The sequence below is a fragment of the Rhodoferax sp. P1_F3 genome, from assembly GCF_056405715.1.
In genome coordinates this window covers 13,188-25,811 of the sequence record NZ_JBFUBO010000001.1, presented here as the reverse complement: position 1 = coordinate 25,811, position 12,624 = coordinate 13,188, and the positions used below count along the sequence as shown (strand labels likewise).

Genomic DNA, 12,624 nt, shown 5'->3' with positions numbered 1-12,624 from the left:
TTTTAGCTGGTTTTCTGCGTAAAGCAGCGCTTAGGCTATCCTCTGCGCTGCCTTACACACCCTAGTTAGACATGCTCACCGGCGACCTCAAAAGCAAAATCGACCAGATCTGGAACGCCTTCTGGTCCGGCGGCATCGCCAATGGGCCGTGCGCTGTGCTCAGCGTTGTTGCCCTGTTTGCGCACCACGTCCATCTTGGCGTGCAGCGCTGGGCTCACCAGCACCTTGAAACTGGGCTCAAACAAAAAGTCCGACAGGTCGGACTTGTAGAGCATTTGCAGCCGGCCAGAGCGCCCGCCCTCGGCCTGGAACAGCCACACCACCGCCAGCTCCAGCGTGCGCCGGGCGTAAAAGCAGGCGGTGCGCGGGTCGGTCAGCACGGCTTGCTCTGCCTTGGTTGCCTCGTTAAAGAGCGCGGGCCATTCGGCCTGCAGGAACGAGAAATTGGAGGCCATTGTTTTTGACCTCATAGGGGCAAAAACAGGTGGTTTGCCTGAAAAAACGGCAGAAGTGACCTCATGGGGTCAAATTTTTTCATTGAGTACTCCCCGGTCTTGGCTTTTTTTATGAGCCCTGCGCTTTACAGCGCATTCATTGCCACTTCACTTTGCCACAAGTTTCTGGATAGCTTTTATCAACTCATCCACATCCGTTGCCGGGTTGATGCTGCCTGTCGCCAACCCATGCTTGCGAAGGCGGGCAGCATGGGTCAGCGCATCGATCAACTTGTCTTTCAACTGGGCATAAACACCCTTTTGACCTTTGCCGTACTTTGTAAATCCCGACTTGGTTTTCAAAGCAGAAACGACTTGATCACCCACTGACTTCTTGCCGGCTGCATGAAACGGCTGGGCGGTATAGCCAAAATGCAATAGCAACCAAAATTCAAAGCATGGCGTGGAGGTAATCGCTTCAAACGGCTTCCCCTCCACATTCAAATCTTTGGTGCGCTGCACGGCAGCGTCAAAGGTTGTGTGTCTGTCTCGGTCAAACACGCAGTACACCGTGTCATACGCATCACCTGCCAAGGCGTCTTCTTCATAAAGCGCCGAGGCATGCGCCACTACCCGATCCGGTGATACACCGTCATTGGGCGCAATGCGAACCATCTGTGGACGAATACCCAAGTCATCCAACAAATCACGGAAATAATGGGGCTCAGTTTTCGTCCCTTCACAAACGATCAGATAACGCTTATTGCGCGCACGTTCGCGCTTTTGCCGTTGCAGCTCTGCGCCTGCGCGTGCCTTGCGTTTGTGAAATAGATCCTCAGACCCCATAAAAGTCCAAGTCCTTCAAGAACGGAATGCCACCGTAGCGACCGTTGAGATACCCGCGCTCAATGGCTTCGTTATCGCGCGGACTGAAGTCAGATAGGGGGTACAAGCGGGTGGCGCTTTTCTCGTCTTTTTCCATGAACCACACTTGGTCACGGCGCAATAGCTTTTGGCTGAGCAGCGTGGTGTCATGCGTCGTAAAAATGAGCTGCGCCTTGGTGCCCTCGTGGTGCAACCGCTTCACCAGGTGGTGCACCAACAAAGGGTGCAGGCTGGTGTCCAACTCATCCACAACCAAAACACGCTCGTTCTCGATAACGTCCAGCCAATGCCCGGCAAAAGCAAACAACGCACGTGTGCCGTCGGACTCATCATCTTCATCAAACTCAATAGCCTCTTGCGTGTTCACGTCTTTGTGGAAGAACAAGGGTTCGACAAACTTTCGGCCCTCCATATCTTTCAAAAATTCATCCTTGATAGCGGCAGGCATACCTTTGGGCAAGATGTCTGCGGAAAAAACTGTTTCTTTCAGCTGAATATCTGCAATTGAAAGGTCTGCGGAGTTCATGAATGCAACTACCTGCTTGCGATCTTCGTCTTTGCCGCAACGTTGCACGGTGTAGCCCGGACCAAAGCCGCGCTTGGAATCAAACACCCGCAAGCGCAACTTGAACCAATCAAATGCCGGTTTTAACTGTTCGTTGTTCAGCTGAATTGCAGTCGAAAAGAACAAGGCATTCGGGCGTGTCTGTGCTGCCCAAGTCTGGCGCTGCCGTCCGCCAAGAAACGATGTGCTGAATTTGTAAGCATCTTTGCCCGCTTCGGCATCAAACACCCGGTGAAACCACTTTTGTGCCCGGCCCAATGGGTAAGCAATAAGCCACTCTTCAGTGAAGCGCTCACGGTTGCAGCGAAAGCCGTATTCGTAGCGAACGCCCTGCTCCACAAAGGTCACTTCAAACTCACTGTCCGCCGCTCGGGATGCTGCCGTCAATTTGAAAGGAACCACATCAATGGCATCGCCCGCCTGACTTTCCTTTTGGGAATTGAGCACCTGCCCCTCCATAAATTGCAACGCTTGAATCAGCGTGCTTTTGCCGGATGCGTTGGGGCCATACAGCACCGTCGAGCGAAGCAGACGGGGCACACCATCATCTTGATCAGGGACGAACGTATTGAGCGATTCCAGCTCGCTGTAGGCGGAGGCGGCCATATTGAGCGTCTGACGCTCCAGGATGGACCGGTAGTTGGTGACTGAAAACTCGATGAGCATGGTGCAATTCTACACCTTCATGCCATTTTTTGCAGAAAAAACGCAAAAAACCTTGCTTGTTTTAATTTGTGGCTCTCCTGCAAACGCTCGCTGCTGCAGTGTAGCGAACAGGGCGTCTAGTTGGGCCAGGGCGGTGCGGTGGGTGGTTTTGAGGGCTTCGATGGCTTGGATGCGAGTGGCGAAGGTTTGTTGGAGGGGGAGTGGGGGAAGCGCCACCGGGGTTTCTCGAACATTCGACACGCTGATGGTGTTCAAGCCCGAGGTCGACTTGCTCGCACGCAGCAAATGCCTACGGCCACCCGGTGAATTTGCATACTCACATGCAAACACCGGCACCACTTTGCTCTGGTCGAAGCGTGCGCGTATGAGATGGTTCTGATGTAAGCAACCCGAAACCTCTCCAGTCCACAACGCAGCGCGGCCAATCTCATTCGGATTGCCATGCCCTTCAACAACCAAGAGATCGTCTTTCTCCAGCGTCGTGCGAGCAACTTCTGCTGGCGTCCCGCGAATGGACTTGATTTCTGCGAGATCAAGAAAGCCTCGACAGACATTTGCGACTCGAAGGTACCTACCAAACCGAATACGCGCAAAGCCTGATTGACGATTTCTCGGTCAAGGAGAAAGCGCCGCACATTGCCATCTCCGTGGACATGCTGGATACAGGCATTGACGTGCCCGAGGTGGTGACCTGCCAAGCGCCGTGCGTGACGACGATGAAGAAGCCAAGCGTTTCGACCTGCTCATGTTGCGCACCCAGTTGGGTAGCGCGCGCGGCGATGTGGGCTTTACCCACCTGCGTGAGCAGGTGCGTGCGCTGGCCGATGGGCTAAGTGAGCTGGGCAGCATTCCCGACGTGAAGAAGCACATGGTGCTGATTGGGCCGTGGCAGGCGAAGAGTGGTGGCAGGACGTGACCGCGAGGCGGCCACGCAGGCACTCAACGGCTTTGTGGCCGGCAAAACGCTGAGTGCCAACCAGCTGGAGTTTGTGAACCTGATCGTCACCCACCTGACCGAGCGCGGCGTGATGGAGCCGGGCCTGCTGTACGAGCCGCCGTTCACCAGCTATGCACCACAGGGGCCGGACGCGTTGTTCACGTCCGCCCAGGTGGACGAGCTGTTTGGCGTGCTGGATCGAATAAAAGCCACAGCACGGGCAGCTTGATACTGTTTTTGGTTGCTAGCCCCCGTGGAATATGCGCGAGCAGCTATCTATTCTGTAGCAACCTGCAGCACCAGCTTGCCAAAGTTTTCACCGTTGAACAGCTTGAGCAGCGTGTCGGGGAAGGTGTTCAGGCCCACGACCACATCTTCCTTGCTCTTCATGCGGCCGTCCTTCAGGTAGCCGGCCATTTCGGCCACGGCCAGGTGGTAGCGGTCGGCGTAGTCGAATACGACGATGCCTTCCATGCGCGCACGGTTTACCAGCAGGCTGAGGTAGTTCTTCGGGCCTTGCACGGCGGTCGTGTTGTTGTATTGGCTGATGGCGCCACAGATGATGATGCGGGCCTTGCGGTTGATCTTGGCCAGCACGTCGTCGAGGATCTCGCCGCCCACATTGTCGAAGTAAATGTCCACGCCCTGGGGGCAATGCTCTTTCAGGCCCGCACGCACGGCGCCGGGGCCGGCCTTGTAGTCAATGCAGGCGTCAAAGCCAAGCTCTTTCACCACCCAGTCGCATTTGGCAGTGCCACCGGCAATGCCGACCACGCGGCAGCCCTTGATCTTGGCGATCTGCCCCACGGTCTGGCCCACGGCACCGGCCGCACCGGACACCACCACGGTCTCGCCCGCCTTGGGCAGACCCACGTCCATCAAGCCGAAGTAGCCGGTCATGCCGGGCATGCCCAGCACGTTGAGCCACTGCGTGGGCGTGCCCACGCGCAGGTCGATCTTGAACAGGCCATTGCGCTTCATGTCTTCCTGTGCAATGGTGATGTATTCCTGCACGCCGAAGGTGGCGCTCACATGGTCGCCCACGGCGTACTTGTCGTTCTTGCTGGCCACCACCACGCCCACGCCACCGGCGCGCATGACTTCGCCAATGCCCACGGGCGGGATGTAGCTCTTGCCTTCATTCATCCAGCCGCGCATGGCCGGGTCCAGGCTCAGCGCCAGGGTCTTGAGGGTGACGCCGCCTTCAGCGGGCTCGGCCACGGCCTCCGTGGTGTGGCTCCAGTTGGCGGCAGTGGGCAGGCCGTTGGGTCGGGCGGCCAGGCGGATCTGGTGGTTGACGAGGTTGGCGAGGGACATAGGGTGCTCCGTAAAAATGGCCGAGCTGCGCATGGTAGCCCCGGCCGCCGCAGGGGTGGGTAGCCAACGTGACAAACCGGCCGCGCCCTTTGCTTAGTGCGCGCGGGCGCTCAAAGCCTGCACCTGGGCTGTCAGGTCCCGCACGGCCTGGGTCAGCGCCAGTAGCTCCTGGTCCTTCAGCAGGTCCATTTTTTCGTGCAGCAGCTCGATTTCCAGCTCCGCCTTCACGTTGATTTCGTAGTCCGTCTCGGCATGGCGGCGGTCCAGCTCGCTCTGACGGTTCTGGCTCATCATGATGGCGGGCGCGGTGTAGGCCGCCTGGAAGGACAGCAGCAGGTTCAGCAGGATGAAGGGGTAGGGGTCCCATGCTCCCTGGCCGACCAGCACGTTGCCTGTCATCCAGATCACGATGGCCGTGCTCTGGATCATGATGAAGCGCCAGGAGCCAATGGTGGATGCCACGCCGTCGGCTAGCCGCTGACCCCGGGTGGGGGCGGGCGCCTCGAAATGCTCGGCGGCCGGACTCAGGGGCGCGGTCTGTTTGTGCCGGTGGGCCCGGCGGTGCGCACGCAGGGCGTGCAGCTGGCGTTGCTCTTCCAGGGCGAGGACGTGTGCCGGCGGAATATCGGGGGGTGAAGAGGGGGCGGTCATGCAGGGCTTCCAAAAGCGTGGGAAGGCTGCAGTGTGCACCTATGCGCAGATGGCGCCTGTGGTCAGGTCATAGCCAGCAGAACGCAGGTGCAGCGCCAACGAGGCGTCCATGCTTTGCGCATGCTGGGGAAACCACAGGCCCAGCTCGCGGGCCATCTGGCGCACCACATCCAGATCGCCCGCATGGCCGCAGGCCTCGCCCTCGCGCATTGCCTGCAAGACGACCTTGTGCTGTGTGGCGTGGCAGTTGTTGGTGGCAAAGCCGGTGTCCTGCATCCACTGGTCTTCGCGGTCAAAGTGGTCCTGCGTGTGTGCAATCAGCGCTACCCAACGGGGCAGTAACAGCGCGTCGGGCGCCTGTACGACCTCGGCCAGCAGCGCCACAAACTCCTGGTGGGTGGCGTCCATCAGTGGCATGTCCAGAGACAGGGCGTCGCTCCATTGCAAGGGTGCGGGGGTAAATTGGGTTGGGGTCTCGGTGGCGGTCATGGGGCACTCTCAAAAGGGGTGTGCCAGAGTAGCCCGCCAGGGCCGGTGCAGCCTTGACCCACATCAGGCAGCATGCACTCTTCTGGGTTGATAATGCCTCGCAGCCAAACCCCGCAGCGTGCGCTGCGCTTGTTGCCACCATGACTATTTCCTTTTTGCCCCCCGCCATTCCTGATCCCCACGCGCTGGATGCCACCCTGCAAAGCCAAGGCTACGCAGTGCTGGCCGCGGAGCAGGTGGGTACGTTGGCCGGACTGGCCCTGCCGACCCTGCTGGACTGGCGCCCCCTGTGGGCCGATCTGCCCCCCGACGCCTACTTGCGCGACGGTGGCCGATACCGGCGCCGGCGCCATGCCTGCTTTGTGGTGGACGGTGCCACCGTCACCCTGGCCCCCCACCGCCCGCACTGGCAACCGGTGGAATACAACGCTCTGCACGGCGGCATGCAGCGCCACTTTGAACCCATGCAGCCAGCCCTGGTGGGCCAGCCCGACTGGCAACAGCTGCTGGCCTGGTTGGGCCAGGTGGCCTCGTCGCTCAAGGGCGCGCGCACCTGGTATGTAGAAGCGCACCAGTTCCGTATCGATACCACTGACGGCATTGGCCGCCCCACGCCCGAGGGCGCGCACCGCGACGGTGTGGACCTGGTGGCTGTGTTTTTGGTGGACCGCGAAGGCATCAAGGGCGGCGAGACCCGCGTATTCGACGCGGCAGGCCCCAACGGGCAGCGCTTCACGCTGACCCAACCCTGGTCCTTGTTGTTGCTGGACGACGCGCGGGTCATCCACGAATCCACGCCCATCCAGCCCGAGGCCGCGGGTGGCCACCGCGACACGCTGGTGGTGACCTTGCGCAGCGATGGTTTCCAGGGCGACGCGGAGCGCTAAGCCCATGATGTCCTGTTCGCCCGAAGAGCTGCAGAAGAAAAGCCAGGAGCTGTTGGCCAAGTGGCAAGCCTGCCAGGCCCAGCCGGGGTTTGACGGGTTGGTGGAGTTTGCCGTCACCGTCTCCAGCCTCACCGAGTTTTTGGAGGCCCGCGGCCTCTCGGGTTTGCACCAGAGTGCCCATGCACTGGAGCAAAAGGTGCTATCGCAGTTCGACCAGACTTTTGGCACCGCCCTGGGCGCCGAGGCCATGCAGGCGCTGAGCCAGCAGGTACAGGAGTTTTTGGACCGGGCCCAAGCCTTTGCGCGCGGTCAGACCGCGCCCGCCGAAGAACGGCGCAACCAACCCGAGGCGCCGCAGACTGTGACCCTGGTGCCTGTGCACAAGGTGGCGTTTGTCACCACCCAGCCTGTCCCCTGGAAAGACCTGGTCGCCCAGGTGGGCTACTTCAATGTGCAGGTGGAGGTGTTTGCCACGGTACAGGCCTTGCCCGCGGCGCCCGAGCCTTCCATCGTGTTGGTGGACGCGGTGGGGCTGGCACTGTCGGACTTTGTGGCCAGGGTGCAGACTCTGCGTGGCCAGTTTTCGGCCAGCACCATCATGGGATTGAACCTGGGCGGTGATTTTGAAAGTCTGCAGTACGCGCTGGGTGCGGGCTGCGATGCCTGCTTTGCTGTTGGCACGCAGCATTCGGCCATCATCGCGCGCATCATCAAGCTGTGCAGCAATGAGCAAGAGCCCCCCTACCGAGTGCTGGTGGTGGAAGATTCCAAAACCGCGGGTGCCCTGATTCGACGCACCCTGTCGGAGAGCGGCATGGAGTCGATGGCCATTACCCGCCCACAAGAGGTGCTAACTGCGCTGGCACAGTTCCAGCCCGACCTGGTGCTGATGGACATGTACATGCCCGGGTGCACCGGCGTGGAGGTGACGCGCGTGATCCGCCAGCACGCCGAGTTTTTATCCACGCCGGTGGTCTACCTTTCGGGCGACAGCAATGTGGCGCTGCAGGTGGATGCGCTGCGCCTGGGCGGTGACCACTTTCTGACCAAACCCTTCAACCCCGTGATCCTGAACGCGGTAGTGAAAAGCAAGATCGACCGCTACCGCACGCTGCGCCGCACCATGCTGCACGACAGCCTGACCGGCCTGTTCAACCACACCACCTCCAAGCAGCATCTGCAAACCGCCATCAATGCGGCTCGCCAGCAGGGTGGCCAGCTCTGTGTCGCGATGATCGACATCGACCACTTCAAGGCGGTGAACGACACCTATGGCCACCCCATGGGCGACCAGGTGATTCGCAATGTGGCCTGGCTGCTCAAGCAGCGGGTGCGCAAGACCGATTCGGTGGGGCGCTACGGGGGCGAAGAATTTGTGGTGCTGTTGCCGGGCTCGAACGCCGAGCAGGCGCATGCGGTGCTGGACCGCATCCGCGTGGACTTCTCCCACATCCGCCAACCGGTGGAAGACGGCTGGTTTTCCTGCACCTTCTCGGGCGGCATCGCGCAGTGGAATGCCGACCTGGACTCCGAGGTGCTGCTCAAGCGTGCCGACGAGGCCCTGTACCTGGCCAAGCGCGCCGGCCGCAACCAGGTGTCCATGGGCGCCTAGCAGGCGGGCGCCAGGGCTACGCCAGGGGTCAGCAGGCGCTGCATCAACTCGCGCACGGTCTTGATCTGGCTTCCAAAGGGCAACTCACCCGCACCGCGGAAGAATAGGCCTTTTTTGGTGTCACCGCGCAACGCCGCGGCCAGTTGGTTGTCGATGCAAAACTGGCCCCAGCCCGGTAGCCCATCGCGCAGGCCGCACTGGGCCAGGCAGTCGAAGCTCTTGGTACATCGGCTTTTGGGGTGGGCCACCGCCTGCAGCTTGGGTTCGATCTTCAGGTAGGCGCGTAGCCAGGGTGTGGCCACGGCCCGCGCAGGCAGGCCGGCCACGCTGGTGAATTCCACCATGTCTTCCTCACGGGCTTCGGCTAGCACGCGCTTGAACTCTGCGTGTGCATCACTTTCCTCGGTCACGGCAAATGCGGTGCCCAGTTGCACCGCGTCCGCCCCCAGTGCCTGCAGGCGCGCAATGTCCTCAAAGCTGCGAATGCCGCCGGCCACGATGAGCGGGATGTGCTGCTCATAGCCAGCATCCTTGAAGAACTGGCGCACCTGAGGCACCACGTTCTCAAAGTTAAAGCGCGGGTCCTGCAGATCGGCAATCTTGGCCGCACCCAGGTGGCCACCGGCCAGGCGCGGGTGTTCGATGACGATGGCATCCGGCAGGCGTTTTTTTCGCTCCCATTTCTTCACCAGCAGTTGCACGCCGCGCGCGTCGGACAAGATGGGGATGAGCGCCGCTTTGGGGTGGTCCTGGGCCAGGTCCGGCAGGTCCAGCGGCAGGCCCGCGCCCACCACCACGGCGTCAATGCCGCACTCCAGCGCCCGCCGCACGTTGGCGGCGTATTCACTCACCGCCCGCATCACGTTGATGGCCAGCAGTCCCCGTCCGCCAGTGCGTGCCCGCGCCGCCGCGATTTCGCGGCCAATGGCCTCCAGGTTGGCCTGGTTGATACCCGCCTTGGCGGCATCCCCCGGCGGAAGCTCGCGGGTCTGGTCCATCAGGTCCGCATGGTGGCGGCGCAGGTCCACGCTGGAGAGCGTGCCCACTCCACCCAGCGCCGCTACGCTGCCTGCCAGTCGGTTGCCCGAGATCCCAATGCCCATGCCGCCCTGCACGATGGGTAGCAGCGTGCGCCCCGCCAGACGCAGCGATTGCAGGCCGCTTTGGCGCAGCCAATCGCAGGAATCAGAGGGTAAATACGGGGATTCGTTACTTGCGTGGATCATGGGCTGCTCTAAGATGTGGGTGTTGTTCGCGGGTCACACAGCTTAGGACGCGACCGCACACAGTGCTTTGAGATGCGTCAAATTGACCAACAATCGAGGGTTGGACTCCGTTTAATACAAAAATAGAAATAGGTAGACACCAAGAATGAACGCACTTGTGCAAAGTTTGGCGAAGATGAGCGGTCTGCGTGACCGTGATGCGCTCGACTTCGCCTTGGTGCAGCTGGTGCTGGAATGCAGCGAGGGCGCGGTGCAGTCGGCCTGCATGGTCCGCGTGGTGGGTGAGGGCGATGACCGCCGCTGCCTGACCCTGGCGCGGCTGGAGATCGGCCAGCAAGAGCCCGTGCGCGATGTGGTCTGGACCGACTGGACCCTGCTCCCCCATGTGACGGACTACCCCATGCGCCAACAGGCGCTGGAGCGTGTGCGAGCGGTGCACTCCAAGGGCGCACCGTTTACCGGTGTGTTGCCACTGCCTGGCGTGCCTGGCGCTGCAGCGCTGCTGGAGATCACCTCTGCCGAACCCCTGAGCGTCCGCACGCTGGATTTGGTGCAGGGTGTGTTGCAAACCTACAACAATCTCTTGGGCCTGTTGGACTACGGCGAAAAAGACGCCCTGACCGAGCTGCTGAACCGCAAGACCTTTGATGGCGCCTTTTTCAAGGCTACGGCCGATCACCGCACCGAGGACAACAACCAGGGCCCGGATCGCCGCGTGTCGTCGCCCGACGAAGGCGTATGGCTGGCGGTGCTGGACATTGACCACTTCAAGCGGGTGAACGACAACTTCGGCCACCTGATTGGTGACGAAGTGTTACTGCTGCTGGCGCGGCTCATGCGGGCCAGTTTCCGCTTCCACGACCAGCTGTACCGCTTTGGTGGCGAAGAGTTCGTGATCCTCATGCGCTGCGATAGCGTGGAGCATGCCCATGCCGCGCTGGAGCGCCTGCGCCTGCGCGTGCAGGAATATGCGTTCCCGCAAGTGGGCACCATCACGGTCAGCATTGGTTGCTCGGTGCTACTGCCCAACGACACGCCCAGTGGTGCGTTTGGCCGCGCCGACAAGGCGGTCTACCACGCCAAGGAGCATGGCCGTAACCAGGTCTGCAACTACCAAGCCCTGGTGGCGTCGGGCCTGATCGTGGAGCAGGCCGCCGAGAACATGGACGTGGACCTGTTCTAGTCCCGCGCGTGCCTCCTGCCCGCCGCGGTCAGGTTGTCATCCCTTTTTCACACAGCTGACACACGATTTGCCTAGTCTTGGAGGGTAAACACCCGCCCATTCAGGAGTAGTCCGTGAGTTCCAGTGAAGACGAATTGATCCGCCGTATCCAGAGCGACATGCTGGACAGCTACGACGAAGAGCTGGAGATGGAGCTGGACGACGGTTCTCCGCGCGACCTAAGTGCCGACGCCCGCGTGGCGCGCCGTACCTACTTCAAAGAGCTGTTCCGCATGCAGGGTGAGCTCGTCAAGCTGCAGGACTGGGTGGTGAAGACCGGCCACAAAGTGGTGGTGATTTTTGAAGGGCGCGACGCTGCCGGCAAGGGCGGCGCCATCAAGCGCATCACCCAGCGGCTGAACCCACGCGTCTGCCGCGTGGCGGCACTGCCCGCGCCCAACGACCGCGAGCGCACCCAGTGGTACTTCCAGCGCTATGTGTCACACCTGCCGGCGGCAGGCGAGATCGTGCTGTTCGACCGCAGCTGGTACAACCGTGCTGGTGTCGAGCGCGTCATGGGTTTTTGCAATGACGAGCAGTACGAAGAGTTCTTCCGTACGGTGCCAGAGTTCGAGAAAATGCTGGTGCGCTCTGGCATCCAGGTCATCAAATACTGGTTCTCGATTTCGGATGAAGAGCAGCACACGCGCTTTTTGGGCCGCATCCACGATCCGCTGAAGCAGTGGAAGCTCAGTCCCATGGATTTGGAGTCTCGTGCCCGTTGGGAAGACTACACGCGCGCCAAGGAAGTGATGCTGGCGCGCACCCACATTCCTGAAGCGCCCTGGTGGGTGGTGCAAGCGGTGGACAAAAAGAAGGCACGCCTGAACTGCATCCACCACCTGCTGCAGCAAATGCCTTACGAAGAAACCGAACACCCGCCGGTCGTGTTGCCCCCGCGTGTGCGCCACGACGACTATGAGCGCCAGCCGGTGCCGCAGAACATCATCGTTCCCGAGATTTACTGAGCCCCGGCCTAGCCACGCACATCCGCCACTGGTTGGCTGCCAAAGTCACTGCGCGCCAAGTAGGCCAGCACGCGTTGCGCTGCCTCGGTGGGGCTGGTCAGTTGCCCCTGGCTGTGCAGGTCGTCAAAGCTGCTGTGGTCAGGAAACTGCGTGGCGTCAGCGCTGCGCAATTGCAGTTGCATGTCGGTGTCGATGACACCGGGCGCCAGTGCGCACACCTTGGCGCCGTTGGCTTGCAGGGCTTCGTCCAGCGCCAGGCAGCGCGTGAAGTGGTCCATGCCGGCCTTGGCCGCGCAGTAAGCGGCCTGGGAGGCCATGGCACGGCGGCCCAACCCCGACGAAATATTCAGTACCTTGCGTGGTAACCGCCAATCGCGCGTGGCGCCCAGAAAGGCGGCGGTGAGCTGCATGGGCGCCTCCAGCCCCACTCGCAGCGCTTGGGCCAGGCCTGCCGCATCGGCGTCGCGCAGCGGCACTAGCGCGGGGATGACGCCTGCGTTGTTGATCAACGTGGCGCTGGCCAGTGCCGCGGCGTCTTGCTGCGCTAGCCAATTGCGCAGCTGCGTGGCCACTGCGGCACCGTCGTTCAGGTCTGCAGGCCACTGCAGCAGCATGGCACCCACGTGTTGGGCCCGCTCGGCCAATGCGGTGTTGGTTTGGCGGGAGAGGCAGAGCAGCAAGGCATCAGGTGCCAGCAGCAGCTGGGCCATGGCCAGACCCATGCCGCGGGAGGCCCCGGTCAGGATGGTGAGGTGGTGTTGCATC

The 12,624-nt window shown here is 61.4% G+C and carries 14 protein-coding genes and 1 pseudogene; 6 read left to right on the top strand and 9 right to left on the bottom strand.

The features are described from left to right. Positions 1 to 65: 65 nt before the first annotated feature. The 4 genes from AC1DZ5_RS00135 to AC1DZ5_RS00120 form a co-directional block, all read right to left on the bottom strand. Complete coding sequence (locus AC1DZ5_RS00135) at positions 66 to 455, bottom strand: DUF4145 domain-containing protein (protein WP_477884824.1); 390 nt, start codon at positions 453 to 455, stop codon at positions 66 to 68. A 147-nt stretch (positions 456 to 602) separates the two neighbouring features. After that, positions 603 to 1,280, bottom strand: coding sequence for an RloB family protein (locus AC1DZ5_RS00130; RefSeq protein WP_477884822.1), 678 nt, complete (start codon positions 1,278 to 1,280; stop codon positions 603 to 605). Further along, positions 1,270 to 2,550 carry an AAA family ATPase gene (locus AC1DZ5_RS00125; protein ID WP_477884820.1) on the bottom strand — a complete coding sequence of 427 codons (1,281 nt, stop codon included), beginning with the start codon at positions 2,548 to 2,550 and terminating at the stop codon, positions 1,270 to 1,272. The genes AC1DZ5_RS00130 and AC1DZ5_RS00125 overlap by 11 nt, the downstream gene beginning before the upstream one ends. A gap of 9 nt (positions 2,551 to 2,559) precedes the next feature. Next, positions 2,560 to 2,805, bottom strand: a complete 246-nt coding sequence (locus AC1DZ5_RS00120; RefSeq protein ID WP_477884818.1) for a hypothetical protein — start codon at positions 2,803 to 2,805, stop codon at positions 2,560 to 2,562. Between the two features lie 448 nt (positions 2,806 to 3,253). Here AC1DZ5_RS00120 and AC1DZ5_RS00115 point away from each other — a divergent pair, with 448 nt between their 5' ends. Together AC1DZ5_RS00115 and AC1DZ5_RS00110 are read left to right on the top strand one after the other, a co-directional pair. Beyond that, entirely contained in the window at positions 3,254 to 3,466 is a 213-nt protein-coding gene (locus tag AC1DZ5_RS00115) for a hypothetical protein (protein ID WP_477885798.1), read from the top strand. Next, a complete protein-coding gene (locus tag AC1DZ5_RS00110) occupies positions 3,453 to 3,716 on the top strand; it encodes a type I restriction-modification enzyme R subunit C-terminal domain-containing protein (protein ID WP_477884816.1) in 264 nt (87 codons plus the stop codon). The genes AC1DZ5_RS00115 and AC1DZ5_RS00110 overlap by 14 nt, the downstream gene beginning before the upstream one ends. Before the next feature lie 47 nt (positions 3,717 to 3,763). On the opposite strand, the gene AC1DZ5_RS00105 is transcribed toward AC1DZ5_RS00110, so the two are convergent. From AC1DZ5_RS00105 to AC1DZ5_RS00095, 3 genes and pseudogenes are all read right to left on the bottom strand, one after another. Further along, positions 3,764 to 4,804, bottom strand: a complete 1,041-nt coding sequence (locus AC1DZ5_RS00105; RefSeq protein ID WP_477884814.1) for an NADP-dependent oxidoreductase — start codon at positions 4,802 to 4,804, stop codon at positions 3,764 to 3,766. Between the two features lie 93 nt (positions 4,805 to 4,897). Continuing rightward, entirely contained in the window at positions 4,898 to 5,455 is a 558-nt protein-coding gene (locus tag AC1DZ5_RS00100; protein ID WP_477884812.1) for a DUF1003 domain-containing protein, read from the bottom strand. A 48-nt stretch (positions 5,456 to 5,503) separates the two neighbouring features. Continuing rightward, positions 5,504 to 5,944, bottom strand: a pseudogene (locus tag AC1DZ5_RS00095) (hemerythrin domain-containing protein); the annotation flags it as partial. Positions 5,945 to 6,084: 140 nt separating this feature from the next. On the opposite strand from AC1DZ5_RS00095, the gene AC1DZ5_RS00090 reads away from it, so the two are divergent. Continuing rightward, on the top strand, positions 6,085 to 6,831 hold the full coding sequence (locus AC1DZ5_RS00090; protein WP_477884810.1) for a 2OG-Fe dioxygenase family protein: 747 nt from the start codon (positions 6,085 to 6,087) through the stop codon (positions 6,829 to 6,831). A gap of 4 nt (positions 6,832 to 6,835) precedes the next feature. Beyond that, entirely contained in the window at positions 6,836 to 8,443 is a 1,608-nt protein-coding gene (locus tag AC1DZ5_RS00085; protein WP_477884808.1) for a GGDEF domain-containing response regulator, read from the top strand. On the opposite strand, the gene AC1DZ5_RS00080 is transcribed toward AC1DZ5_RS00085, so the two are convergent. Continuing rightward, positions 8,440 to 9,669 carry an NAD(P)H-dependent flavin oxidoreductase gene (locus AC1DZ5_RS00080; RefSeq protein ID WP_477884806.1) on the bottom strand — a complete coding sequence of 410 codons (1,230 nt, stop codon included), beginning with the start codon at positions 9,667 to 9,669 and terminating at the stop codon, positions 8,440 to 8,442. The genes AC1DZ5_RS00085 and AC1DZ5_RS00080 overlap by 4 nt on opposite strands. Before the next feature lie 145 nt (positions 9,670 to 9,814). Between AC1DZ5_RS00080 and AC1DZ5_RS00075 the strand changes: the two genes are divergently transcribed. Continuing rightward, positions 9,815 to 10,852 (top strand): GGDEF domain-containing protein, encoded by a 1,038-nt coding sequence (locus AC1DZ5_RS00075; RefSeq protein WP_477884804.1) that lies wholly within the window; start codon positions 9,815 to 9,817, stop codon positions 10,850 to 10,852. Positions 10,853 to 11,010: 158 nt separating this feature from the next. Further along, positions 11,011 to 11,859: a polyphosphate kinase 2 gene (gene ppk2, locus AC1DZ5_RS00070; RefSeq protein WP_477885762.1), complete on the top strand. Its 849-nt coding sequence runs from the start codon at positions 11,011 to 11,013 to the stop codon at positions 11,857 to 11,859. Between the two features lie 8 nt (positions 11,860 to 11,867). On the opposite strand, the gene AC1DZ5_RS00065 is transcribed toward ppk2, so the two are convergent. Then, a complete protein-coding gene (locus AC1DZ5_RS00065) occupies positions 11,868 to 12,623 on the bottom strand; it encodes an SDR family NAD(P)-dependent oxidoreductase (RefSeq protein ID WP_477884802.1) in 756 nt (251 codons plus the stop codon). Position 12,624 lies beyond the last annotated feature (1 nt).